This is a genomic window from Nocardioides kongjuensis (genome assembly GCF_013409625.1).
In the GTDB taxonomy this organism is placed as follows: domain Bacteria; phylum Actinomycetota; class Actinomycetes; order Propionibacteriales; family Nocardioidaceae; genus Nocardioides; species Nocardioides kongjuensis.
In genome coordinates this window covers 5,120,261-5,145,268 of the sequence record NZ_JACCBF010000001.1, presented here as the reverse complement: position 1 = coordinate 5,145,268, position 25,008 = coordinate 5,120,261, and the positions used below count along the sequence as shown (strand labels likewise).

Annotated in this window: 18 protein-coding genes and 3 rRNA genes; 8 read left to right on the top strand and 13 right to left on the bottom strand. The window is 69.0% G+C overall.

Annotated elements, in window-relative coordinates:
* The first annotated feature begins 38 nt into the window (after positions 1-38).
* Positions 39-788 (top strand): SDR family NAD(P)-dependent oxidoreductase, encoded by a 750-nt coding sequence (locus BJ958_RS24670; RefSeq protein WP_179729431.1) that lies wholly within the window; start codon positions 39-41, stop codon positions 786-788.
* On the opposite strand, the gene BJ958_RS24665 is transcribed toward BJ958_RS24670, so the two are convergent.
* Positions 775-1,881, bottom strand: a complete 1,107-nt coding sequence (locus BJ958_RS24665; RefSeq protein WP_179729430.1) for a nucleotidyltransferase family protein — start codon at positions 1,879-1,881, stop codon at positions 775-777. The genes BJ958_RS24670 and BJ958_RS24665 overlap by 14 nt on opposite strands.
* Positions 1,882-2,146: 265 nt before the next feature.
* Between BJ958_RS24665 and BJ958_RS24660 the strand changes: the two genes are divergently transcribed.
* The 3 genes from BJ958_RS24660 to BJ958_RS24650 are packed head-to-tail and all read left to right on the top strand — an operon-like array spanning position 2,147 to position 3,804.
* The gene (locus tag BJ958_RS24660; protein WP_179730367.1) at positions 2,147-2,578 is read left to right on the top strand and encodes a lasso peptide biosynthesis B2 protein; all 432 of its coding nucleotides are present in this window, start codon (positions 2,147-2,149) and stop codon (positions 2,576-2,578) included.
* A gap of 16 nt (positions 2,579-2,594) precedes the next feature.
* Positions 2,595-3,560: a phosphoenolpyruvate carboxykinase (ATP) gene (locus BJ958_RS24655; RefSeq protein WP_179729429.1), complete on the top strand. Its 966-nt coding sequence runs from the start codon at positions 2,595-2,597 to the stop codon at positions 3,558-3,560.
* A complete protein-coding gene (locus tag BJ958_RS24650) occupies positions 3,526-3,804 on the top strand; it encodes a PqqD family protein (protein WP_179729428.1) in 279 nt (92 codons plus the stop codon). Before BJ958_RS24655 ends, BJ958_RS24650 begins: the two co-directional genes overlap by 35 nt.
* Before the next feature lie 63 nt (positions 3,805-3,867).
* On the opposite strand, the gene BJ958_RS24645 is transcribed toward BJ958_RS24650, so the two are convergent.
* Positions 3,868-4,557 carry an aspartate/glutamate racemase family protein gene (locus BJ958_RS24645; RefSeq protein ID WP_179729427.1) on the bottom strand — a complete coding sequence of 230 codons (690 nt, stop codon included), beginning with the start codon at positions 4,555-4,557 and terminating at the stop codon, positions 3,868-3,870.
* A gap of 66 nt (positions 4,558-4,623) precedes the next feature.
* On the opposite strand from BJ958_RS24645, the gene typA reads away from it, so the two are divergent.
* Positions 4,624-6,528, top strand: a complete 1,905-nt coding sequence (gene typA, locus BJ958_RS24640; RefSeq protein WP_179729426.1) for a translational GTPase TypA — start codon at positions 4,624-4,626, stop codon at positions 6,526-6,528.
* Between the two features lie 97 nt (positions 6,529-6,625).
* On the opposite strand, the gene BJ958_RS24635 is transcribed toward typA, so the two are convergent.
* From BJ958_RS24635 to BJ958_RS24620, 4 genes are all read right to left on the bottom strand, one after another.
* A complete protein-coding gene (locus tag BJ958_RS24635) occupies positions 6,626-7,843 on the bottom strand; it encodes an acetyl-CoA C-acetyltransferase (RefSeq protein ID WP_179729425.1) in 1,218 nt (405 codons plus the stop codon).
* Positions 7,844-7,857: 14 nt separating this feature from the next.
* A complete protein-coding gene (locus BJ958_RS24630) occupies positions 7,858-8,613 on the bottom strand; it encodes an SDR family oxidoreductase (protein WP_179729424.1) in 756 nt (251 codons plus the stop codon).
* Between the two features lie 81 nt (positions 8,614-8,694).
* Complete coding sequence (locus tag BJ958_RS24625) at positions 8,695-10,176, bottom strand: DUF6297 family protein (RefSeq protein WP_179729423.1); 1,482 nt, start codon at positions 10,174-10,176, stop codon at positions 8,695-8,697.
* A 7-nt stretch (positions 10,177-10,183) separates the two neighbouring features.
* On the bottom strand, positions 10,184-10,819 hold the full coding sequence (locus tag BJ958_RS24620; protein WP_179729422.1) for an ATP-binding cassette domain-containing protein: 636 nt from the start codon (positions 10,817-10,819) through the stop codon (positions 10,184-10,186).
* Positions 10,820-11,097: 278 nt separating this feature from the next.
* Between BJ958_RS24620 and BJ958_RS24615 the strand changes: the two genes are divergently transcribed.
* Positions 11,098-12,702, top strand: coding sequence for an ABC-F family ATP-binding cassette domain-containing protein (locus BJ958_RS24615; protein ID WP_179729421.1), 1,605 nt, complete (start codon positions 11,098-11,100; stop codon positions 12,700-12,702).
* A 45-nt stretch (positions 12,703-12,747) separates the two neighbouring features.
* Here the strand turns inward: BJ958_RS24615 and BJ958_RS24610 are convergent, their stop codons facing one another.
* Both BJ958_RS24610 and BJ958_RS24605 read right to left on the bottom strand, forming a co-directional pair.
* Positions 12,748-14,091 carry a phospholipase D-like domain-containing protein gene (locus tag BJ958_RS24610; protein WP_179729420.1) on the bottom strand — a complete coding sequence of 448 codons (1,344 nt, stop codon included), beginning with the start codon at positions 14,089-14,091 and terminating at the stop codon, positions 12,748-12,750.
* A gap of 85 nt (positions 14,092-14,176) precedes the next feature.
* Positions 14,177-15,436, bottom strand: a complete 1,260-nt coding sequence (locus BJ958_RS24605; RefSeq protein ID WP_218865960.1) for an MFS transporter — start codon at positions 15,434-15,436, stop codon at positions 14,177-14,179.
* Between the two features lie 82 nt (positions 15,437-15,518).
* On the opposite strand from BJ958_RS24605, the gene BJ958_RS24600 reads away from it, so the two are divergent.
* Positions 15,519-16,397, top strand: coding sequence for a LysR family transcriptional regulator (locus tag BJ958_RS24600; RefSeq protein ID WP_179729418.1), 879 nt, complete (start codon positions 15,519-15,521; stop codon positions 16,395-16,397).
* Between the two features lie 9 nt (positions 16,398-16,406).
* On the opposite strand, the gene BJ958_RS24595 is transcribed toward BJ958_RS24600, so the two are convergent.
* The gene (locus tag BJ958_RS24595; protein ID WP_179729417.1) at positions 16,407-17,459 is read right to left on the bottom strand and encodes an NAD(P)-dependent alcohol dehydrogenase; all 1,053 of its coding nucleotides are present in this window, start codon (positions 17,457-17,459) and stop codon (positions 16,407-16,409) included.
* A 13-nt stretch (positions 17,460-17,472) separates the two neighbouring features.
* Positions 17,473-17,595: a hypothetical protein gene (locus BJ958_RS28845; protein ID WP_281367203.1), complete on the bottom strand. Its 123-nt coding sequence runs from the start codon at positions 17,593-17,595 to the stop codon at positions 17,473-17,475.
* 117 nt (positions 17,596-17,712) lie between these two features.
* Between BJ958_RS28845 and BJ958_RS24590 the strand changes: the two genes are divergently transcribed.
* Complete coding sequence (locus BJ958_RS24590; protein WP_179729416.1) at positions 17,713-18,975, top strand: PD40 domain-containing protein; 1,263 nt, start codon at positions 17,713-17,715, stop codon at positions 18,973-18,975.
* Positions 18,976-19,034: 59 nt separating this feature from the next.
* On the opposite strand, the gene rrf is transcribed toward BJ958_RS24590, so the two are convergent.
* The 3 genes from rrf to BJ958_RS24575 form a co-directional block, all read right to left on the bottom strand.
* Positions 19,035-19,151 (bottom strand): 5S ribosomal RNA (gene rrf / locus BJ958_RS24585).
* 103 nt (positions 19,152-19,254) lie between these two features.
* Positions 19,255-22,377, bottom strand: a 23S ribosomal RNA gene (locus BJ958_RS24580).
* Between the two features lie 408 nt (positions 22,378-22,785).
* Positions 22,786-24,305, bottom strand: a 16S ribosomal RNA gene (locus tag BJ958_RS24575).
* The 16S, 23S and 5S rRNA genes sit together here, the layout of an rRNA operon.
* Between the last annotated feature and the right edge of the window lie 703 nt (positions 24,306-25,008).

The window sequence follows — 25,008 nt, the reverse complement described above, 5'->3', positions numbered from 1 at the left end:
AGTGTGCCCGGCATTCCCGATCCGCGAAGATGGGGTCCATGACCTCCCGCCTCGCCGTCGTCACGGGTGCCTCCAGCGGAATCGGCGCCGCCACCGCCCGTCACCTCGCCCGCGAGGGCTTCGAGGTGGTCTGCGCCGCCCGCCGGGCCGACCGGATCGAGGCGCTCGCCGCGGAGATCGGCGGCCGGGCCGTGGTGTGCGACGTGACCTCCGCGGAGTCCGTCGCCGGGCTGGCCGCGGCGGTCGGCCCCCGGCTCGACGTGCTGGTCAACAACGCCGGCGGCGCGTTCGGGCTGTCCCCGGTCGCGGAGGCGGACGCCGACGAGTGGCGCCGGATGTACGACGTCAACGTGCTCGGCCTGATGCAGGTCACCAAGGCCCTGCTGCCCGCGCTCGTGGCGAGCGGGGCGGGCGTGATCGTCAACGTCGGCTCGACCGCGGGCCGCATCGCCTACGAGGGCGGCGCGGGCTACACGGCCGCCAAGCACGGCACCAAGGTCGTCACCGAGACGCTGCGCCTCGAGCTGTTCGACCAGCCGGTCCGGGTGTGCGAGGTGGCGCCGGGGATGGTCCGCACCGACGAGTTCGCGCTCACCCGGTTCGGTGGCGACCAGGCCCGCGCGGACGCCGTGTACGCCGGGGTCGCGGAGCCGCTGGTGGCCGACGACGTCGCCGACGCGATCACCTGGGTCGCCACCCGGCCGCCGCACGTCAACATCGACGAGCTGGTCATCAAGCCGCGCGCCCAGGCCGCCGCGCACAAGGTGCACCGGGTCAGCGGCGACTGACCAGGCGCCTCGTCCGCAGCGCGACGGCGCGCGGCACCCCGCCCCAGGCGGTGGCCGAGCGGATCGGCAGGGCCGCGTGCGGCGGCAGCACGAGGGTGACGGCCAGCTGCTGGAGGTCCCGCGGGCGCCGTACCGATGCCATGCCGTTGCGGACCTCGCGTCCGGTCCCGGCACCGCCGAAGATCGCGACCGGCAGCTCGTGGTGGGCCCGTGCCCGGGCCAGCGTGGCGTCGGGGATCCGGTCGAGGGCGGCCAGCACCCGGCCCGGCACGGCGTCCGGCAGGCCGACCGTCGCGCGGGCCGCGGCCAGCGAGGTGAGCGCCGGCACGGGCAGCTCCTGCCCGAAGACCGCGGGGTCACGGGCCAGCCGGCGCAGGTCGACGAGGGTGCGCAGCCAGATCCAGCCCTCGCGGTGCCCGGCGAGGTGCCGGAACGCGTCAGCCGGCGCGAGGGTCGGGACCCGGGTGCCACCCACCTCGACCGTCGTGCGACGGGCCAGCAGCGCGTCGGTGTCCGGCTGGGCGCCGGGCATGGCGTCGAGCCGCCAGTGCAGGTCGACGTCGGCGCCCGCGCCGAGGTAGGTCAGCGTGTGGCCCCAGCGCAGCACGTGCCGCCAGGCCCACATGCCCGGCTCGATGCGGCCCTGCTCGTGCAGCGCCCAGCCGGTCGTGGTCAGCAGCCGGTGCGCCGCGGCGGCCGCCTCGGGCCGGACCAGCAGGTCGACGTCGCCGGCGCCGCGCGCGTCCGGGCGCCCGGTCGTCAGCACCGACAGCGGGATCCCCTTGAACACGGCCGCCTCGATGCCGGCCGCGTCGAGGAGCCGCCAGGCGCGGACCGTCTCGAGGGTGTGCACCAGGTGGCGCTGACGGGAGCCCGCGACCATCGCGTCGAGGACCCGGACCACGTCGGCGGGCAGTCCCAGCTCGCCGGCACGCGAGGCGAGGAGCTCGGGGACCCGGTGCCGTCGTACGGCGTCGAGCAGGTCGCGCGCCGGCACCTCGCCGAGCGGGACCGGGGCGATCGTCCGGCCCTCCTCGGCCGCCAGCGCGCTGCTCACCAGGCGGCACAGCAGGTCGAGCGCGGCGGCGGTCACGGCGTGAGCGTGGCACGCGGCACGCGGCGGCGTCGGGGGAACGGAGTGGGCGGGAAGGTTAAAAATCCGGCGAACCGCCACCAGAGGCGTGTCCTGCGGGAGCACAGTTGCGTTGCACCGCTGACGGAGCACTCCCTCCCTCCGTCCTGCACCCCCTAGGAGCTCACATGAAGCTGACCTACGTCGCACCCGTCCTGGAGACCCTGAGCGTCACCGCGACCCAGGGCATCGACATCGACATCGACATCACCCTCGGGCTCGGCAGCTGACCTTCCGTCTCGCTGTTGCTGCCGCGGTCGCGTGGTGCCTGCTGGGCGCCACGCGGCTGCTGACGGTCGTCCTGCCGTTCGGTGCCGTACGTCGCCTCCTCGGCGAGCCGGCCGCACCCGGCCCGGCAGGGCCCCCGGCGCCTCCGGTCGCGTCGGCGCGAGACCTCGCGCGCGCCCGGGCGGTCGGGCGGGCGGTCCGGTACGCCGCCACGCGGACACCCTGGACGTCCGACTGCTACCCGCAGGCCCTGACCGCGCGCATCCTGCTGCGCGGCGCACGGGTGCCGCACACTGTCGTCTTCGGACTGCTGCGCGGTGATGCCGGCGAGCTCCTCGCGCACGCCTGGGTCACCGTCGGCACCGTCACCGTCACGGGCGGCTCCGTGCGCGACTGGACCCCGGTCGGCAGCTTCAGCTGGCAGCCCTAGGCCCGGAACCTCGCCCATGTACGCCGGCTACGGACTCCTCATCGACAGCGAGCTCACGCTGCCCGACCTCGCCCGTGACGCCGCTCCCGGCGCACCTCCCGACGTCGTCGTCCGCCTCGGACCGGTCGCCCCTCCCACGGCGGACGCCGTGCGGCTCCCGCTGGGGCTGTGGGTCGACGGCGAGCGGATCGGGATCGACGTACCCGGGGTCGCCCGTTACTCCTGCTCCGGCGGCTCCCTGATCACGGTCCAGCCCGCTCCCGGTGCGTCCGACGACGCGCTGCGGCTGTTCCTCCTCGGCTCCGCCCTCGGCTGCCTGCTCACCCAGCGCGGCCTGCTCGTCCTGCACGGCAACGCCTTCGTCGTCGACGGCGGCTGCGCGGTCGTCCTCGGCCACTCCGGTGCCGGCAAGTCCACGCTCGCCGCCGAGATGCACCGCCGCGGCCACCTGGTCCTCAGCGACGACGTCGTGCCCGTCGACGCCGCGGGCCGTGCGGTCCCCGGCTGGCCTCGGATCAAGCTGTGGCAGGACGCCCTGGACCGCCTCGGCCTTCCCTCCTCCGGCCTGGACCGGGTCGACGACCGGTTCGCGAAGTTCCACGTGCCGCTGGACCGCTCCGGATCACTGCTGCCGGTGCCCGTGCGGTGGATCTACGTCCTCGACCGGTACGACGGCCCGCTGCGCGTCGTACCCGTCACGGGGGCGGCGGCCTTCGTCAGCCTGCACGAGCACAGCTACCGCAACGAGGTCCTCGTCGGCGACCTGCGCCGTACCCACCTCGCGCGCAGCGCCGACCTGGCCCGCACCGCCCGCCTCGCGCGGGTGGACCGTCCCCACGGCGTGGACTCCGTCGCGGCGTCCGCCGACGCGATCCTCGCCGACATCCGCAGCACCACCACCCCTGGAGCGCCCTCGGGTCGGCGCGCGATCCGAGAGGAGCAACAGCATGCGACGAGACCGACCCGAGCGGTGGGTGCGTGATCCCGGCCTCCACGCCGTCGAGATGGGCGAGGAGTTCGTGATGATGGGCGTCGACCAGGGCGAGTACTACGCCGTGAAGGGCGTCGCCGCCAGCCTGTGGCGCCACCTCGCCGAGCCGCGCGACCTCACCGAGCTGTGCGCGCTGGTCGCCGCGGAGTACGACATCACCGCCGAGATGTGCCGCGACGACGTCGTGGCCTTCCTCGAGCAGCTGCGCAGCAAGCGGATGGTGCGCGCGGCGTAGCACGACCACCATCACTCTGGCCCGATCCGTCACCCCGGTCAGGGATCCATGCAGCGGCGACCCTCAGGCGAGCGCGCGGTCCAGCGCCGCCGTGACGTGCAGCGTGGTGCAGGGGAAGACGGGGATCTCGGAGTCGGCCTGGCGGATGAGCAGCTCCAGCTCGGAGCAGCCGAGGATGACGCCGCCGGCGCCGGCGTCCCACGCCTCGCTGATCATGCCGACCACGGCACGGCGGGAGTCGTCGACGACCTTCCCGTGCACCAGCTCGTCGTAGATGATCCGGTTGAGCTCGTCGTGGTGCACGGCGTCGGGGACGATGACCGACAGGCCGTGCCGGGCGATCCGGTCGGTGAAGAAGGTGCGCGACATCGCGAACTTGGTGCCGAGGAGCGCGACGCTCTCGACGCCCTCGGCCTTGCAGGCCTCGGCGACGACGTCGCCGAGGTGCAGCAGCGGGATCGAGACGGCGTCCTGGACCTGCTCGGCGACCCGGTGGAAGGTCGTGGTGCAGAGCATCAGGAAGTCGGCGCCGGCGCGCTCGACCGACTCGGCCGCGGCGCGGAGGATGGCGGCGACGCCGTCCCAGTCCTCGACCTCCTGGAGCCGGGTGACCTCGGCGAAGTCGACCGAGGCCATCACGCTCTGCGCCGAGTGGAAGCCGCCGAGACGCTCCTCGACGCCGCGGTTCAGCGCCTCGTAGTACGCCGCACTGCTCTCCCAGGACATGCCGCCGACGAGGCCGATGGTCTGCATGGGGGGAGTCTAGGGTGCTGCCGACGATGCGAGGGGGAAGGTCCAACGCAAGTAGGCTGGTCCCTCGTGTCCCAGACTCGTCGCACCGATCTCCGCAACGTAGCCATCGTCGCCCACGTCGACCACGGCAAGACGACCCTCGTCGACGCGATGCTGCACCAGGCCGGTGCCTTCAGCGCGCACCAGGCCGAGGGCGTCGCCGAGCGCGTGATGGACTCCGGTGACCTCGAGCGCGAGAAGGGCATCACCATCCTCGCGAAGAACACCGCGGTCCACTACCGCGGTCCCTCCGCGCAGGAGATGGCCAACGGCGACATGGTCATCAACATCATCGACACCCCCGGCCACGCCGACTTCGGTGGCGAGGTCGAGCGCGGACTGTCGATGGTCGACGGCATCGTGCTGCTGGTCGACGCGTCCGAGGGCCCGCTCCCCCAGACCCGCTTCGTGCTGCGCAAGGCGCTCAACGCCGACATGCCGGTGATCCTGGTGGTCAACAAGACCGACCGTGGCGACGCCCGCATCGACGAGGTCGTCGACGAGACGTACGAGCTGTTCATGGACCTGCTCGACGACTCGCACTCGCAGGACGCGCTCGACTTCCCGGTCGTCTACGCCTCGGGCAAGGCGGGCATCGCCTCGCTCACCAAGCCCGAGAACGGCGCCCTGCCCGATGGCAACGACCTCGAGCCGCTCTTCCGGACCATCCTGGAGACCATCCCCGCGCCGGAGTACGACGACGAGGCGCCGCTGCAGGCCCACGTCACCAACCTCGACGCCTCCCCCTTCCTGGGTCGCCTCGCGCTGCTGCGCATCAAGCAGGGCAACCTCAAGAAGGGCCAGAACGTCGCGTGGATCAACCGCGACGGCGTGGCCAAGAACGTCAAGATCACCGAGCTCCTCATCACCGAGGGCCTCGAGCGCAAGCCCGGCGAGTCCGCCGGCCCCGGTGACATCGTCGCGGTCGCCGGCATCCCGGACATCACCATCGGCGAGACCCTCGCCGACCCGGAGAACCCGGTCGCCCTGCCGCTCATCCACGTCGACGAGCCGGCCATCTCGATGACCATCGGCACCAACACCTCGCCGCTGGTGGGCAAGGGCGGCAAGGGCCACAAGGTCACCGCCCGCCTGGTCAAGGACCGTCTCGACTCCGAGCTGATCGGCAACGTGTCGCTCCGCGTCCTGCCGACCGAGCGTCCCGACGCGTGGGAGGTCCAGGGCCGCGGCGAGCTGGCGCTGGCGATCCTCGTCGAGCAGATGCGACGCGAGGGCTACGAGCTCACCGTCGGCAAGCCGCAGGTCGTCGTGCGCGAGGTCGACGGCAAGGTGCACGAGCCCTTCGAGCGGCTCACCATCGACGCCCCCGAGGAGTTCCTCGGCACCATCACCGAGCTCCTCGCCAACCGCAAGGGCCGGATGGAGGGCATGACCAACCACGGCACCGGCTGGGTCCGCATGGAGTTCATCGTCCCGGCACGCGGCCTGATCGGCTTCCGCACCGACTTCCTCACCGAGACCCGCGGCACCGGCATCGCGCACTCGATCTCCGAGGGCTACTTCCCGTGGGCCGGCGAGATCCGCAGCCGCCAGTCCGGCTCGCTCGTGGCCGACCGCGCGGGCGCCGCGACGGCGTACGCCATGACCTCGCTGCAGGAGCGCGGCGTGCTCTTCGTCGAGCCGTCGACCGAGGTCTACGAGGGCATGATCGTCGGCGAGAACTCGCGCGCCGACGACATGGACGTCAACATCACCAAGGAGAAGCAGCAGACCAACATCCGGTCCGCCACCTCCGACAACTTCGAGAAGCTCATCCCGCCGAAGAAGCTCTCCCTCGAGCAGTGCCTGGAGTTCTGCCGCGAGGACGAGTGCGTCGAGATCACCCCGGAGACCGTGCGCATCCGCAAGGTCAACCTCGACGCCAACGAGCGCGCCAAGGCCGCCAGCCGCGCCAAGAAGGCCAACAAGTAGGACCCGCTCGCCGACGTAGGGCGGCGAGGACGTTCCAGACCCCGCCTCGGCTTTCCCGGGGCGGGGTCTGGCGTTCGTGGAGCCGTTGAGCGGCCGGTCAGCTCAGGCGCTCGAGCACCATCGCCATGCCCTGGCCGCCGGCGGCGCACATGGTCTCGAGACCGAACTGCGCGTCGCGCTCCTGCAGGCCGTGGATCAGCGTGGTGGCCATCCGGGCGCCGGTGGAGCCGAACGGGTGCCCCAGCGCGATCGCGCCGCCGTTGACGTTGACCCGGTCGAGGTCGAGGCCGAGCTGGTCGATGCACGGCAGGACCTGGGCGGCGAAGGCCTCGTTCATCTCGACGAGGTCGACGTCGCCGACGGACAGGCCGGCGCGGGCGATCGCCTGACGGCTGGCCTCGACCGGGCCCAGGCCCATGATCTCGGGGCTCAGCGCCGAGACGCCGGTCGAGACGACGCGGGCCAGCGGCGTGATGCCGAGCTCGGCGGCGCGGGTGTCGCTCATGATGACGAGCGCGGCAGCAGCGTCGTTGAGGGGGCAGCAGTTGGCGGCGGTGACGGTGCCCTCGGGGTGGAAGACGGGCGCCATCGAGGCGACCTTCTCCAGGGTGACCCCGGCACGCGGGCCGTCGTCGCTGTCGACGACGGTGCCGTCGGCGAGCGTGACCGGGGTGATGTCGGTCTTCCAGAAGCCGCGCTGGGCAGCGGCCTCGGCGAGGTTCTGGCTGCGCACGGCGTACTCGTCCTGGGCCTCGCGGGACACGTTGCAGTGGCGGGCGACGTTCTCGGCGGTCTCGCCCATCGCGAGGTAGACGTCCGGGAGCTCACCGAGCGAGCGCGGGTCGACCCACGGCTCGCGGGCCAGGGCCTTGGCGGCGGCGCGCTCGGCGGCCTCGGCGTACAGCGGGTTGCGGGTGTCGGGCATGCCGTCGGCCTTGCCGTGCTGGAAGCGGGACACCGTCTCGACGCCGGCGGCGACGAAGACGTCGCCCTCACCGGCGCGGATGGCGTGCAGCGCCATCCGGGTCGCCTGCAGCGACGAGGCGCAGTAGCGGTGCACGGTGGCGCCGGGGACGCCGTCGAGGCCCAGGCGCATGGCGACCATGCGACCGATGTTGTAGCCCTGCTCGCCGGCGGGCTGCGCGCAGCCCATCACCAGGTCCTCGACGAGGGTGCGGTCCAGCTCGGGTACGGCGGACAGCGCCGCGTCGACCATCTGGGCGGCCAGGTCGTCGGGCCGCATCTCGCGCAGCGAGCCCTTGTAGGCGCGCCCGATCGGCGAGCGGGCGGCGGAGACGATGACTGCTTCGGGCACGGAGAGCTCCTGGTTCAGGCGTTGGGGGTGTGCTGGAGGAAGGCGGGCCACTCGCCGCCGCCGTCGACGTTGAGGACGGCTCCGGTGATGTGGGTCGCGAGCGGCGAGGCCAGGAAGACGCACGCCTGCCCGACCTCCAGCGGCGTGGCGAAGACGCCCCGCGGGATGGTGGCGGCGACCGCGGCGAACTGCTCCGCGTCGCCGTAGTGGTCGGCCGAGCCGGGCGTCTCGACGAGGCCGCAGCTGACCGCGTTGACGCGGACCTCGGGCGCCCACTCGACGCCGAGGCTGGCGGTGAGGCTCTCGAGGGCCGCCTTCGCGGCGCCGTACACGGCGGTGCCGGGGCTGCAGCGCCGGGCGGAGATCGAGGTGATGTTGACCATCGACCCGCCGGTCTCCTTCAGGTGCGGGCGCACGGCGAGGCCGACGTAGACCGCGGACATGAAGTTGAGGTCGTTGATCTTCGCGTGGAAGCGCGCCGATCCGGCGTCGAACTGGGCGAAGGGCGCGCCGCCGGCGTTGTTGACCGCGACGTCGATGCGGCCGTGGCGGCCTACGACGGCATCGACCCACGCCGTGACCTGCTCGGGCACGCGGACGTCGACGGACGAGAAGTGCACGCCCTCGCGCAGGGAGTCCGGTGTGCTCCGGCCGCAGATCTCCACCGTCGCACCGGCCTCGAGGAACGCCTGGACGATGCCGTCGCCCACGCCCTTGCCCCCGCCGGTCACGAGGACCACCTGGCCGGTCATGTCGATGCTGTACGCCACGGAATCCCTTTCGTCGTCCTCCGAAGGAGGATCATAAGGGAGATACCAAGCAAGTGCTAGGTTGACACCGCTGAGCGGGACTCAGCGCCGCCCGCAGAGGTAGCCGATCACGCCCACCGACACCACGAGCGAGGCGAGCGCCCCACCCGGGGTCGGGCTGAGCAGCATCGGGAGAGCGGTCAGGACCGCGATGTCGACGCCACGCAGCACGCTGCCGTACAGGTTCGTCGGGACTCCACCGGCCGGCGTGGACACCAGCGGGCGACCGTAGTCGGGTGGCCGGCCGGTCACCCACCGCACCCCTGCGGCCAGCCCGCCGACGCCGGACGCAGCACCCAGCAGGGCGAGGTCGCTCGCCGGTGCGGTGAGGGTGCGGTGCAGGGCGGGTGCGCTGAGCAGGCCGTGGACGACCAGCAGCGTCCCCGGTACGACGACCGCAGCCGCCCGGGTCGGCGCCAGTCCCGCCGGGAACATCCGCGCCATGCCCGAGGACCGGGTCAGCACCCGCAGCGCCACCAGGAACGGCACCACGAGGACGAAGCAGACGACGACCTCGACGAGCACCACCACGACCCGGCCGCCGACCGCGGCGACGGCGTACGGCACCAGGAGCGAGGCCGCCAGCAGCACCAGGCGCCCGGGCTGGCGGCGCAGCCGGACCACGTCGCGCCAGGCCAGCGCGGCGAGCCCGGACGGCCCTCCGCGCCGCGGACGCAGCGATCCGCGCCGGCTGCTCGCGTGGGCGACGAGCACGTCGAACATCAGGGCCAGGTCGAGCGTGGCGAGCGCACCGCCCAGGCCCGGGACGAGCAGGCCGCCCGGCGCCACGTCGCGTCGCCGCAACCGGGCGGTCAGTGCCCGGGCGCGGACCAGCACCGACACCACGCCCGCGGCGAGCAGGCCGACGGCGGCCAGGGACAGGATCCGCGCGGACGAGCCGGCCGCGACGTCGGGGGCACGCGACGCCGCGATCGCAGCCAGGCCGGCACCGACCGCCAGCAGGCTGGCCGGCCCCAGCAGGTGCGCCGGGTGCCGACGTCCGGGCGACGCCTGGGCCTGCACCAGCGCCCCGACGCCGTACGACGCCAGCGCGGCCGCGCCCGCCGTGAACAGGGCCAGGGCGCCGACGTCGTACCCGGCCAGGACCGCGGAGCCGGCGGCGATCGGGCCGACGAGGGCGGCGGCCAGGAGCGTCGTGCCCCGGGCTCGGCCGCGGAGCAGCTCGCCACGGTCGACCGGGCTCGGCAGCAGCCAGGCGGCGACACCGGGGCTGACCGCGACCGGGCCGACCATCCGGGCCAGCGACCACAGCACTGCGAGCAGGGTGCCGGCCACCAACCAGGGCAGCAGTGATCGCGCTGCCGCGCAGTCGGAGGCCACGCACGCACGGTCTCCGACGTCGGAGAGGTTCACCAGGACGCTGACCAGCATCGAGCCCAGCATCAGCACGGCGAAGACGCCGATGTACAGGTCCTGCAGCGCCTCACCCAGCGAGAGCGTGCGGCGGCTGCGTCGCCAGAAGCGGATGTCGGCCCTCAGCTCGCGGGCCTCGGTCGTCCTCACCGGCGGCTCACGACGGGCGCGCCAGGCTGACCACGTCGTCGGCGATCGCGTCCACGAGCGCCGGCGCGTGGCTGGCCAGCACGATCGCCAGTCCCGCGGCCTTCTCGGCGCGCAGGCGATCGACCAGCCAGGCCAGGCCCTCCTGGTCGAGCCGCTGCTCGGGCTCGTCGAGGACCAGCAGGCGCCGCGGCCGGACGAAGGCACTGGCCAAGGCGAGCCGGCGGCGCTGGCCCGACGAGAGGGACGTCGGGAGCTGAGCGGACTGAGCGGTCAGCCCGACCTCGTCGAGCACACCGTCGACCACGGCATCGGCGTCCGCGGTGCGATGGGCACGGGCGAAGAGGTCGAGGTGCTCGACGACGGTGAGGTCCGGGAAGAAGTCGAGGTCGTCCATGACGACGGCCATCGCCGCCCGGATCGTCGGGGATCGCTCGTCCAGCGGCACCCCCAGGACCTCGACCGTGCCGGCGTCCGGCTGGTCCGCGCCGGTGATGCAGCGCAGCGCCGTGGACTTGCCCGCTCCGTTGGGCCCCACCAGCACCGCTGCCGTCCCGGCACGGACCTCGAGGTCGAGGTCCGCGAGGACCCGGTGCTCGCCGAAGGTGCGCGCCAGACCACGCACCGAGAGGACTGGTTCGCTCACCCGGTCAGGATGTCAGGCAGGGCCACACGGCACCGCAGCCCGTCGGTTGCGCGCGGCGGTCCGCCGCGGGCTAGCCTCGACCTGTGCTGATCGAGGTCGACAGACGCTAGCCGCCCGGACCCGGGCGGCGGATCCGAGGGCGGCGCTCCGCGTGGGCGCGGCCCCTGCCTGCCCACGCACCGGTCCGGAACTCGACGTCTTCCCTCATCCGGTTCCCGCCGGCGACGTGTGCCGCGAACGAGCGCGCCGTCGTCGGCCCGTCACGAACGGACCCAGCCATGTCCCCTGTCATCACCCTGCGCGACCTCTCCTTCGAGTGGCCCGACGGCACCGTCGCGCTCGACCACCTCAACGGCTCACTCAACGCCGGACGGACCGGCCTCGTCGGCCGCAACGGAGCCGGGAAGTCGACGCTGCTGCGACTGGTCGCCGGCCTGCTGCGCCCCACCTCCGGCGCGGTCGTCACGGCCGGCGAGGTCGGCTACCTCCCCCAGACCCTCACCCTCCAGTCCGGTACGACGATCGCCGACCTGCTCGGCGTCCGGGACGTCGTCGACGCGATCGATGCGATCGAGCGTGGCGACACCGACCCGCGACACTTCGAGACCATCGGCGAGGACTGGGACATCGAGGCCCGTGCCGACGAGCTCCTCGACCAGATCGGCTTCGGCGCCCGCGACCTGGGGAGACGGGTGGCGGAGCTCTCCGGAGGCGAGGCGAGGTTGATCGCCGTCACCGGCATGCGGATCCGGCGTACGCCGATCACCCTCCTCGACGAGCCGACCAACAACCTCGACCGCCCGACCCGGGCCCGGTTGGCACAGTTCGTCGACCAGTGGCCCGGCACCCTCGTCGTCGTCAGCCACGACCTCGAGCTGCTCGAGCACGTCGACCACACCGCCGAGCTCCGCGGCGGCGAGCTGTCCACCTTCGGCGGTCCGTACAGTGCGTGGCGCGAGCACGTCGCGCAGGAGCAGGCTGCTGCCCAGCAGGCAGCGCGATCCGCCCAGCAGGCGCTGAAGGTCGAGCGGCGCCAGCGCGCCGAGGCGGAGACGAAGCTCGCGCGGCGGGAGCGGACCGCCCGTCGGACGCAGAAGGACGGCGGAATCCCTCGCATCCTCGCCGGCAACCGGGCCAGCAAGGCGCAGAACGCCGCGGGCTCGCTCCGGTCGACCCTCGACGAGAAGGTGCTCGCCGCTCAGGCGGCCGCCGACTCCGCCGGCGCCCGGGTGCGTCGCGACGAGCACATCAGTCTCGTGCTGCCCGATCCGGCGGTGCCGCGCGGCCGCCGGCTGCTCGAGCTCGACCAGGACGGACGGACCACGGTCGTCCAGGGGCCCGAACGGGTCGCCCTCGTCGGGCCGAACGGCGCGGGCAAGTCGACACTCCTCGACCACCTGGTCCACGGCCGGCCGCCCGCGCCGGGAGGACCGAGCGGGCGCCTGCTGACGGACCGGTTCGGCTTCCTGCCGCAACGCCTGGACGGGCTCGACGACGAGGTCGACGCGGTCGCCAACGTGCGCCGAGCCGCTGCGGGCGTGCCCGACGGCACCATCCGCAACCAGCTCGGCCGGCTGCTCCTGCGTGGGTCGAGCGTCGACCGAGCCGTCGGGTCCCTGTCGGGCGGCGAGAGGTTCCGGGTCGCGCTGGCGACGCTCCTGCTCGCCGACCCGCCCTCGGACCTGCTGATCCTCGACGAGCCGACCAACAACCTCGACCTGTCGAGCGTGGCGCAGCTCACCGAGGCCCTCGCGGCATACCGCGGCGCGCTGCTGGTCGTGAGCCATGACCACCTGTTCCTGGAGAGCCTCGGGCTCGACCAGGTGCTGGTGCTGGACGCAGCGGGGCGGCTGGACCGGCGGGCGACCCTTCCCGACCGGTGACGTGTGACGCCCCGCGCACCGTGGTGCGCGGGGCTCACCCGCAGGTCAGTCGAGCTCCGCCTCGAGCTCGTGGAAGGGGTAGTCCTTCGGTCCGAGGTAGCCCTGGTCGGCGTACCGGTCCGGCCGCGGCTGGGGGTCGGGGTCCGCGGAGTTCACGTAGTTGGCCAGCGTGCGCGGCGCTTCCCGGTAGATGAGGTCGACGTGGTCGACGTACTTCTGGGTCATCGCCGCGTCGCCGCGGATGATGATGTTCTCCTCGTCGGAGTGCCAGCCGAGCTGGGTCCAGTTCTCGCTGCTGGAGAGCACGACGTTGCCGTCGGTGCGGCCGTCGACATTGCCCTGCACGGCGAGGCCCTTCATGTGGACGTAGCGGTCCTTGAACTTGTTGGCCGTCAGACCGGTGATGTAGACCATCTGCTTGGCCCGCATGCCCTTGAGGATCCCGCGGATGCGGCGCTGCATCATCATGAAGACGATCTCGACGTCACAGCCGGCGCGGTCGAGCTGACGGGCCTTCCGCGCGATCCGGGCGCCCCGCTCCTCGCCCCACACGGCGTTGGCGATGCGCACCTTGGTGCGGCCGCTCACGGTGTTGGTGGCGCCGGTGCACTGCACCTTGTTGAGCACGCTCAGGGCCGGGTCGACCTCGCCCTTGTGGGGGGCGAACATCGAGGTGACGTTGCCGGTCGTGAACCGCAGCGCCGGGAAGTTCCGGTCCTGCACGGCCTGGTTCCACATCGTCATCCAGCCGTCGTAGAGCGCCTGGTTCTCGGTGACGGTGGTCCAGTCGTTGAACTGCTGGACGGCGGCGGCGCCGGTGAAGTTGCCGGAGCCCTGCATCACGATCCAGCTGGTCGCCCCCGAGCGGTTCACCAGCATCAGCTTCGAGTGCATCGACCCCTTCTTGCCGCGGCAGGTCTGGGTGCAGGTGCGGATCCAGCTCCGCAGCTCCTTCGGCCGGTCCTCGTTGCCGCTCTCGAAGGCGCGCCGCACCATCGGGTAGGACCGGGCCAGGTTGTTGCCCTGGGAGCGGGCGAGCCCGCGGGACATGATGATCTGCACCGAGACGCCGCGCTCGTGGGCCGCGATGAACTTGTGCGCGAGGTACGGCGAGTCGAAGTTCCAGGTGATCACCCGGACCTGGCCACCGGCCGGCACGTTCTTGAGAGTCTTGACGATCTTGCGCTGGATCTTGCCGCGCTGACCGTTGCGGAACGGGTGGTTGAACGTGATGCCGGGCCGGACGACGTACGCCGGGTTCGGCTTCTCGGCCCTCGCCCCTGCCGGGCTGGCAGCCACCGGGGCCGCCTCGGCGGGAGTCAGGCTGCCGTGACCGGCGACCAGCAATGTCAGCGCGAGCAGCAGGGCCAGGCCCGCCGCCAGTCGCACGCGTGTCCTACGTCCTGCCACCGCGATCCCCCACGCAGTCCCCACGCTCAGCATCCCCTCGATCGTCCCACCTGACGCAGGGAGACTACCCAAGGGCCGGGAGCGCCGAACCCGGAAGTACCGGGATCCGGCGCAGGCGGGCGGTCGCCACCCCGGCACAGGCGAGGAGCGCCAGTGCGAGCATCCCGACGCCGCCCCATCCGTACGCCGACCACGCGCTGCCACCGAGGCTGCCGAACACCGACGAACCCACGTAGTAGGAGCACAGGTAGAAGGCCGCCGCCTGGCTCGCGCTCGCACCGGCCAGGTGCGCCCGGACGGCCACCCACCCGCTGGCGAGGCCGTGCATCACGAAGAACCCGGCGGTCAGGCAGGCCAGGCCGGCGACGATCGCGGCCAGCGACGGGAGCATCGTGAGGAGCACCCCGAGGACCGCCAGCGCGCACCCCGAGGGCAGCACCGCACGTCGGCCGAACCGGTCGGCGAGGGCACCCGAGACCGTCGAGCTGACGGTGCCGAGGGGGTAGACGAGGTAGAGCAGGCTGATCGCGCCGAGGCTCAGGTGGAAGGGAGCGGAGGTCAGCCGGAAGCCGAGGGCGTTGAAGACCGCGACCAGGGTGCCGACCGCGCAGGCGCCGAGCAGGTAGAGGCTGCGCAGCGCCGGGTCGGCGAGCGCCACCCGGGCCATGGCCCCGAGCTCGGCGCCGCCGCGGGGCCGAGGCACGAAGTTCCGGGAGGCGGGGAGGGCGGCGGTGACCGCGACGGCGCAGCCGAGGGCGAACAACGCGGCGACCGCCATCGCCCACCGCCACCCGGCCGCGTCGGCGACGGGGGCGGTCAGCAGGCGACCGGCCATGCCGCCGAGCGCCGTACCGCCGATGTAGAGGCCGGTCGCCTTCGCCAGCGCGCTGGCGTGCAGCTCCTCGCGCAGGTACGCCGTCGCGACCGCCGGCAGGCCCGCGAGCACGACCCCCTCGAGCAGCCGCAGGGTCAGGAATGCCTGCCAGGACGGGGCGAACGGTGTCAGGCACGCGACAAGGGTCGCTGCCCAGGTCGAGCCGACGATCAGCGGCGTACGGCCCAGGACCTCGGACGCCGGGCCAGCGACGAGCAGGCCGAGCGCGAGGCCCGCCGTGGTCAGCGACATGCTCAGCGTGGCCTGGGTCGGGCTGACGTGGAAGGTCGCGTGGAGCTCGGGCAGCAGCGCCTGCGTCGCGTAGAGGAGGACGAAGGTCGCCATCCCGGCGGCGAACATCGCCGCCATGATCCGGCGGTAGCCCGCACTGCCCGGGAGGTGCCCGACCGTCTCGAGCGCGGGCTGCTCCAGTGTTCGCTGCTTGCTCACCGGATCAGCCTGCGCCGTGCAACCGCATACGTCCAATGTCTCGCAGCCTCGATCTCCATGCGTCTTGCGTATGATGGCGACCATGCTGGTGCGTGACCTCGAGTGGATCGTCGCGCTGGCCGACAACGAGCACGTCACCGACACCGCGGCGGTGCTGCGCGTCAGCCAGCCGACGCTCTCCCGGGCCCTGGCCCGGGTCGAGGACGAGCTCGGCGTACGCCTGTTCGAGCGCGTCCCGCACGGCCTGGTCACCACGCCGGACGGTGAGCTGGTCGTGGCCACGGCGCGCGAGGTCCTGGGCCGCTACCAGCAGCTGCGTCACGAGCTCGCCACCCGGCACGACCCCGAGAGCGGGATCGTCAGGCTGGCGTTCCTCGACTCGATCGCGACCTCGCTGGTCCCACAGATCCTGCGCGGCTTCCACGAGCAGGCGCCGCTGGTCCGGGTCGAGCTGACCCAGGAGCCGGGACACGACATGATGCGCGACCTGGCAACCGGTGCTGCCGAGCTCGCGATCATGTCCGCGCGCCCGCCCGGTGACTTCGCCTGGGTGCCCCTGCAGGAGGAGCGACTGGTCGTGGCCGTCGGCCCCTCCCACCGGCTGCGCGAGCGCAAGGTGGTCGACCTGGCCGAGCTCGCCGACGACGACCTGGTGACCACCCCGCCCGGCTTCGGCCACAGCTCTCTGGTCGACGGCCTGCTCGCCGACGCGGGCGTCGCTCCCCCGGTCTCCTTCGAGAGCGCCGACCTCGCCACCATCGAGGGCCTGGTCGCCGCCGGCCTCGGTGTCGCGATCGTCCCGGAGACGATGGCCGGGGTGTCCGGGACGATCGGCCTGCGGATCCGCAACCCGCGAGCCCGACGGACGATCGGCCTCACCTGGCGCACCGACCGTCCGCTCGCACCCGTCGCCACGCGGTTGCGCGACCACGTGGTCGCGCACGCGCCGTACGGGCGCTAGAGGCAGGTCCTACATCGTCGCGGCGTCGATCACGAAGCGGTAGCGTACGTCGGACGCCAGCACCCGCTCGTACGCCTCGTTGACTGCTTCGGCGGCGATCACCTCGATCTCCGAGCCGATGCCGTGCTCGGCGCAGAAGTCGAGCATCTCCTGGGTCTCCGCGATGCCTCCGATCATCGAGCCGGCGAGCGCGTGCCTGCCGTAGATGAGGGACATCGGTGCGACACTGAACGCCCGCGGCGGCGCACCGACGTTGACGATGGCTCCGTCGACGGCGAGCAGGCGCAGGTAGGCGTTCATGTCGAGGCTGACGCTCACCGTGTTGATGACGAGGTCGAGCTCGCCGGCGAGGGCCTCGAAGGTCGTCGGGTCGGCGGTCGCGTAGTAGCGGTCGGCCCCGAGGCGCTCGGCGTCCTCCTGCTTCTTCAGCGACTGCGAGAGCACGATCACCTCCGCGCCCATCGCGTGGGCGATCTTGACCGCCATGTGGCCGAGTCCGCCGAGGCCGAGCACCGCGACCTTCTTGCCGGGGCCGGCGCCCCACCGCTTGAGCGGCGAGTACGTCGTGATGCCGGCGCACAGCAGCGGCGCGGCTGCCGCGGGGTCGAGGCCGGCGGGGACGGACAGCACGAAGTTCGCGTCGACGACCACGTGCGTCGAGTAGCCGCCCTGCGTGGTGGAGCCGTCGCGGTCGGTCGCGGCGTAGGTCGCGATGCTGCCGTTCAGGCAGAACTGCTCCTCGCCGCGCCGGCAGTTCACGCACTCGCGGCACGCGTTGACCAGGCAGCCGACTCCCACCCGGTCGCCGACCCGGTGGTTGGTCACGTCCTTGCCGATCTCGGCGACGATGCCGACGATCTCGTGCCCGGGCACGACCGGGAACGGCTGCGGGCCCCAGTCCCCACGAACGGTGTGGATGTCGGAGTGGCAGATGCCGGCGTACTCGATCGCGATCAGGACGTCGTTCGCGCCGACCTCGCGGCGCACGATGGTCGTCCGCTCGAGCGCCGCCTTGCTCGCCGGTGCCGCCCAGGCGCTGACGGCGGTGCGGTCGTAGGTCATGGTCGTCTCCTCGTCAGGGCGTCTTCTCGGGTGAGTCGGCGAGGGCGTCGTCGGGCAAGGCACGCGCCCGGTCCGGACGGTGCGAGCCGACCGCCCCCTCGAGGGAGGAGGTGCGCTCGGCAGCTCGTGTGCTCACCGCGACGACGCTAGGAACTCCACGTACCTGAAGTCAAAGATCGTGTCACCCGCCAGGCGGGAACCAACGGTGCGACTGGCGGCTCTTCCTCGTGCAGCGTCGTCGAGAGGAGGCCCCGTGCTCCGTCACAGCCTGGCTGCAGCCCTGGCGGTCGTCGCCCTGACCGGGTGCGGAGGTCCGGCGGCCACTCATCGCCCGCCGGCGCAGGCGGCCCCACCACCTCCGGACTCGTCCGATGCCCACGCCCTCCCGGACGAGCACCGGACGGACGTCAGCGGCACGATCGTCTTCGCAGCCGATGCCGGGGCAGGTCCCGGCCTGACCGACGCGGTCGACTTCGGCCGGGTGGAGACCCACCCGATGCCGATGGACCTCTACCTGGTCCTCGACGGCCGACCGGCCCGCCGCATCGTCGCGACGCGCGCCCACGAGCGCTGCCCCGCGCTGTCGCCGGACGGCGCTCGGCTGGCCCACCTGGCTGGTCGGCGCGTCGTCGTGCGGCCCATGGACGCCAACGGCGACCTGGGAGCCCCTGACCTGGTCGCCAGGCTCGCGCAGCCGCCGTCGCGCCCCCGCATGGCGCTCGGCTCGCCGTGCCCTCTCTGGTCGCCTGACGCACGCCATCTCGCCTTCCGGAGCGGTGACGGCTGGACCCAGCGTGTCGAGCTGCACGTGCTCGACATGGACGGCGACGACCGCGTCCTCGCCTCGCTCCCTGCCGGCGCGCGGGCGAACCGCCTGCCGATGGCGTTCACCTGGTCGCCCGATGCCGAGGCGATCGCGTTCACCACCGCCGCCGGTGTCCGTGTGGTGCGGCTCGACGGCAGTCCTCCGGAGCTGGTGTGGCGCGCGGACGCCGACCGGAGCGGGGCCGGCTACGGTGACACCGGGCCGATCGCCGTCGCATGGTCGTCCGGCGACGAGCTCGCGCTCACGGTCAAGACGGGACACACCGTGGGCGTGGGGTGGGCGGACGACTTCACGGTGCACGTGGTCGACCTCCGCACGGGGCGCAGGCAGCGCCTTGGGGAGATCCACGAGTACGACAGCGGCGCCGCATGGTCGCCGGACGCCTCCCGACTGGCGTACGTCGGCCCGAACGGCCGGATCCGTGTCCACGACCGGGCCACGGGCACGACCACGACGCTGGCGCCCCGCCGGCTGGGCGACGTGCGTCGCTTCCGGTTCTGGGACGTCGCGTGGTCGCCGGACGGCGAGCGGCTCCTCGCGCTCGCCCGTGCAGAGACCACGCAGAGCTCCTGGGGAGCGGGATTCAGCCTGGTGGCAGTGGACCCGCAGACCTCTGCCGGAACCGTCGTGACGCCGTGGACGTTCGCGATGGACTGGATCAACATGACCGAGGTGACCTGGGGGCCGTGATCAGGCCCGAAAAAGCGCTCAGGGCCAGCACGTGGTGTGCTGGCCCTGAGGCAATGTTTGTCCGGCGGCGTCCTACTCTCCCACATCCTCTCGGTTGCAGTACCATCGGCGCTGGCAGGCTTAACTTCCGGGTTCGGGATGGGACCGGGTGTTTCCCTGCCGCTATGGCCGCCGTAACTCTATGAACCCCGTGTATGTTCGGGGTTGGTCTTCTTCATGTGGACGCGCGCACCAACACAGTGCTGTATACGTGGTTTGTTGAGTGTGTTGGGGGTTTGTTGTGGCAAGTCTTCGGCCTATTAGTACCGGTCGGCTGGGCATTACTGCTGTACACCTCCGGCCTATCAACCCAGTGTTCTGCTGGGGGCCTTAACCCACAAGGGGTGGGAAACCTCATCTTGAAACGTGCTTCCCGCTTAGATGCGTTCAGCGGTTATCACTTCCGAACGTAGCCAACCAGCCATGCACCTGGCGGTACAACTGGCACACCAGAGGTTCGTCCATCCCGGTCCTCTCGTACTAGGGACAGCCTTTCTCAAGTTTCCTACGCGCGCGGCGGATAGGGACCGAACTGTCTCACGACGTTCTAAACCCAGCTCGCGTGCCGCTTTAATGGGCGAACAGCCCAACCCTTGGGACCTACTCCAGCCCCAGGATGCGACGAGCCGACATCGAGGTGCCAAACCATCCCGTCGATATGGACTCTTGGGGAAGATCAGCCTGTTATCCCCGGGGTACCTTTTATCCGTTGAGCGACCACGCTTCCACTCGCAGTGGCCGGATCACTAGTTCCGACTTTCGTCCCTGCTCGACATGTCTGTCTCACAGTCAAGCTCCCTTGTGCACTTACACTCAACACCTGATTGCCAACCAGGCTGAGGGAACCTTTGAGCGCCTCCGTTACATTTTGGGAGGCAACCGCCCCAGTTAAACTACCCATCAGGCACTGTCCCTGAACCAGATCATGGCCCTAGGTTAGACATCTAGTACGACCAGAGTGGTATTTCAACGATGACTCCACCCCCACTGGCGTGAAGGTTTCACAGTCTCCCACCTATCCTACACAAGCCGAACCAAACACCAATGCCAAACTATAGTAAAGGTCCCGGGGTCTTTCCGTCCTGCCGCGCGTAACGAGCATCTTTACTCGTAGTGCAATTTCGCCGAGTCCATGGTTGAGACAGTAGGAAAGTCGTTACTCCATTCGTGCAGGTCGGAACTTACCCGACAAGGAATTTCGCTACCTTAGGATGGTTATAGTTACCACCGCCGTTTACTGGGGCTTAAATTCTGAGCTTCGACTTGCGTCTAACCCGTCCTCTTAACCTTCCAGCACCGGGCAGGAGTCAGTCCGTATACATCGTCTTACAACTTCGCACGGACCTGTGTTTTTAGTAAACAGTCGCTTTCCCCTGGTCTCTGCGGCCTCCTGTGCTTCCCCCAGCAAGTGGGTTCACACATCGGGCCCCCCTTATCCCTAAGTTACGGGGGCATTTTGCCGAGTTCCTTAACCATGGTTGTCTCGATCGCCTCGGTATTCTCTACCTGATCACCTGAGTCGGTTTCGGGTACGGGCGGCTCATGGCTCGCTAGAGGTTTTTCTCGACAGCATAGGATCACCCACTTCCCCCCTACGGGGTCGGCATCACATCTCAGGGCCACCGATCCAACGGCTGCATGGCGGATTTGCCTACCACACCCCCTACATGCTTACCCGCCGTCTACCATCGCGGCGGTTGGGCTACCTTCCTGTGTCACCCCATCGCTTGACTACTACCGGATCGGATCCCACGCTCCACACCACGCCCTTTGTCCGAAGACATCGGTACGAGATGCTTTGGGTGGTTAGCATCACCGGGCTCGTCATGGGCGCCATTTCGCCGGTACGGGAATATCAACCCGTTGTCCATCGACTACGCCTGTCGGCCTCGCCTTAGGTCCCGACTTACCCAGGGCAGATTAGCTTGACCCTGGAACCCTTGATCAATCGGCGCACGGGTTTCTCACCCGTGATTCGCTACTCATGCCTGCATTCTCACTCGTGTCACATCCACACCTGGATCACTCCGGCGCTTCACCCGTGACACGACGCTCCCCTACCCAACCGTACCCCTGGACCACCATCAAGTAGTGGCCTGGGTTGAATACGATTGCCATGGCTTCGGCGGATGGCTTGAGCCCCGCTACATTGTCGGCGCGGAATCACTTGACCAGTGAGCTATTACGCACTCTTTCAAGGGTGGCTGCTTCCAAGCCAACCTCCTGGTTGTCACTGCGACTCCACATCCTTTTCCACTTAGCCACCTCTTAGGGGCCTTAGCCGATGGTCTGGGCTGTTTCCCTCTCGACTATGAAGCTTATCCCCCACAGTCTCACTGCCACGCTCTCACTTACCGGCATTCGGAGTTTGGCTAACGTCAGTAACCTGGTAGGGCCCATCGGCTATCCAGTGCTCTACCTCCGGCAAGAAACACGCAACGCTGCACCTAAATGCATTTCGGGGAGAACCAGCTATCACGGAGTTTGATTGGCCTTTCACCCCTATCCACAGGTCATCCCCTCCATTTTCAACTGAAGTGGGTTCGGTCCTCCACGCCGTCTTACCGGCGCTTCAACCTGCCCATGGATAGATCACTCCGCTTCGGGTCTAGAACACGCGACTCAAACGCCCTATTCGGACTCGCTTTCGCTACGGCTACCCCACACGGGTTAACCTCGCCACGTATCGCTAACTCGCAGGCTCATTCTTCAAAAGGCACGCTGTCACCCTCACAGGCTCCAACGGATTGTAGGCACATGGTTTCAGGTACTATTTCACTCCCCGCCAGGGGTACTTTTCACCTTTCCCTCACGGTACTGGTCCGCTATCGGTCATCGAGGAGTATTTAGGCTTAACGGGTGGTCCCGCCAGATTCACACACCATTTCAGGGGTGGCGTGTTACTTGGGAAATGCTGAACACAGCCAGACACTGTCGTCTACGGGGCTATCACCCGCTACGGCACCGCTTTCCAACGGACTTCGACCTCACGTCTGGTTTCTTACTGCGCGCCATCCCGGCAGAGACAGCAACAACACTCCCACAACCCCCACACCGCAACGCCTGCCGGCTATCACACGACATGGGTTTAGCCTCATCCGATTTCGCTCGCCACTACTCTCGGAATCACTTTTGTTTTCTCTTCCTACGGGTACTGAGATGTTTCACTTCCCCGTGTTCCCTCCACACACCCTATTTCATTCAGATGCGGGTAACTGGACATGACTCCAGCTGGGTTTCCCCATTCGGACATCCCCGGATCAACGCTCGGTTGCCAACTCCCCAGGGCATATCGCAGGCTCCAACGTCCTTCATCGGCTCTCGATGCCAAGGCATCCACCATGTGCCCTTAACAACTTGCCCACAACAAACCACCAACACACACAACAACCCCACCCCCACCACCACACCCAGGGCACCACCCAAAGGCACACCCAAAGGCACAGCAGCAACGAGCCGAGCAATCATGAACTGTCAGCAGCCCTCATGGAACAAACCAATTAAGAGAACACACAAAACAATCACGAAACAAACACTAATATTAATGCTCGCGTCCACTATGAAGAAATCAAACAACCAGAAGCCAACCAGCCCCACACCCGGACCAACCCGAGCAGGCGTCTGATGCCTCAGACACCCAACAGCGTGCCACACCTACCGAACAAGACACCCCACAAAGGAATGACCGTCCCACGATTGTTGCGTTCCACTATCCGAACACCCCTGAAGACCGACAACGCACTCGGCTGTCGATGAGGGTGTGCTCCTTAGAAAGGAGGTGATCCAGCCGCACCTTCCGGTACGGCTACCTTGTTACGACTTCGTCCCAATCGCCAGCCCCACCTTCGACGGCTCCTTCCACAAGGGTTAGGCCACCGGCTTCGGGTGTTGCCGACTTTCGTGACGTGACGGGCGGTGTGTACAAGGCCCGGGAACGTATTCACCGCAGCGTTGCTGATCTGCGATTACTAGCGACTCCGACTTCATGGGGTCGAGTTGCAGACCCCAATCCGAACTGAGACCGGCTTTTTGGGATTCGCTCCCCCTCACGGGATCGCAGCCCTTTGTACCGGCCATTGTAGCATGCGTGAAGCCCTGGACATAAGGGGCATGATGACTTGACGTCATCCCCACCTTCCTCCGAGTTGACCCCGGCAGTCTCCCATGAGTCCCCGGCATAACCCGCTGGCAACATGGAACGAGGGTTGCGCTCGTTGCGGGACTTAACCCAACATCTCACGACACGAGCTGACGACAGCCATGCACCACCTGTACACCAGTATCAAAGAGACCCCCATCTCTGGGGGCTTCCGGTGTATGTCAAACCCAGGTAAGGTTCTTCGCGTTGCATCGAATTAATCCGCATGCTCCGCCGCTTGTGCGGGCCCCCGTCAATTCCTTTGAGTTTTAGCCTTGCGGCCGTACTCCCCAGGCGGGGCGCTTAATGCGTTAGCTACGGCACGGAACCCATGGAATAGGCCCCACACCTAGCGCCCAACGTTTACGGTGTGGACTACCAGGGTATCTAATCCTGTTCGCTCCCCACACTTTCGCTCCTCAGCGTCAGGTAATGCCCAGAGAACCGCCTTCGCCACCGGTGTTCCTCCTGATATCTGCGCATTTCACCGCTACACCAGGAATTCCATTCTCCCCTGCATACCTCTAGTCTGCCCGTATCGGAAGCAAGCACCGAGTTAAGCCCGGTGTTTTCACTCCCGACGCGACAAACCGCCTACGAGCCCTTTACGCCCAATAATTCCGGACAACGCTCGGACCCTACGTATTACCGCGGCTGCTGGCACGTAGTTGGCCGGTCCTTCTTCTGTACCTACCGTCACTTGCGCTTCGTCGGTACTGAAAGAGGTTTACAACCCGAAGGCCGTCATCCCTCACGCGGCGTTGCTGGATCAGGCTTCCGCCCATTGTCCAATATTCCCCACTGCTGCCTCCCGTAGGAGTCTGGGCCGTGTCTCAGTCCCAGTGTGACCGGTCACCCTCTCAGGCCGGCTACCCGTCAAAGCCTTGGTGAGCCATTACCTCACCAACAAGCTGATAGGCCGCGAGCACATCCTGCGCCGAAAAAACTTTCCACCACCAACCCATGCGGACAGTGGTTATATCCGGTATTAATCACCGTTTCCGGTGGCTATCCCAGAGCACAGGGCAGATTACTCACGTGTTACTCACCCGTTCGCCGCTCGAGTACCCCCGAAAGGGCCTTTCCGCTCGACTTGCATGTGTTAAGCACGCCGCCAGCGTTCGTCCTGAGCCAGGATCAAACTCTCCATAAGAAAATCCAAACCCAGCATTCAGACCTGCTGACAAACTCGTCATCAGAATCATCATTGCCGAAAACACACACACGATCAAAAGACCGCATGCACACAAACGTCACAACAATCTATGCATGACACACTGTTGAGTTCTCAAACATCACACGCACCAAAGATCACCACACGAACAAACCCCGCGCAGATCAACTTCGAGCAGATGCAGCCCCGAAACCTAGAACCAGACCCCAGCCTGTGCCAAATCCGTGTGGACCTGCTTTTCTGACCGACGCCCCGAACCAAAGATCCAAGACCAAGCGATCCCGGGTAACCGGAAGCCCTCCGACCGACAGCCGTCTTGCTCCCCGCCGCACCCGGCGACGAAGAGAACATTACGCACACCACCGCGACAGCACAAATCGAGACGACATGACCCGGGCCACACGCTCCCGTTCAGCCGCGTCTACCCAGCTGCGCGGCGGCGGAGAGCGTGGAAGCGCACGATGGGCACCTCCCCGCGCGGGGACGCCGGGCGGCCAGCGCCTCCGAGCACCAGCACCTGCCCCTGACGGTCAGCGAGCCGGTGACCGGGCATGCCCGCCGGGTCCGAGAACGCAAGAACCGGCAGGTCAGAGGCGACCTGCCGGTTCTTGCTTGCCGGTGGAGGTGAGGGGGTGACGTCCCGCCGAGTGGTGTAGTTCCTCGGCGTTGAGGTTCGTCGTGT

Bases quoted from the DNA above. Each gene is read 5' to 3' on its own strand.
- BJ958_RS24645 (WP_179729427.1), bottom strand. From the start codon at position 4,557: ATGCAGACCATCGGCCTCGTCGGCGGCATGTCCTGGGAGAGCAGTGCG.
- BJ958_RS24615 (WP_179729421.1), top strand. From the start codon at position 11,098: ATGTCCCCTGTCATCACCCTGCGCGACCTCTCCTTCGAGTGGCCCGAC.
- BJ958_RS24655 (WP_179729429.1), top strand. From the start codon at position 2,595: ATGTACGCCGGCTACGGACTCCTCATCGACAGCGAGCTCACGCTGCCC.
- BJ958_RS24670 (WP_179729431.1), top strand. From the start codon at position 39: ATGACCTCCCGCCTCGCCGTCGTCACGGGTGCCTCCAGCGGAATCGGC.
- BJ958_RS24650 (WP_179729428.1), top strand. From the start codon at position 3,526: ATGCGACGAGACCGACCCGAGCGGTGGGTGCGTGATCCCGGCCTCCAC.
- BJ958_RS24600 (WP_179729418.1), top strand. From the start codon at position 15,519: ATGCTGGTGCGTGACCTCGAGTGGATCGTCGCGCTGGCCGACAACGAG.
- BJ958_RS24595 (WP_179729417.1), bottom strand. From the start codon at position 17,459: ATGACCTACGACCGCACCGCCGTCAGCGCCTGGGCGGCACCGGCGAGC.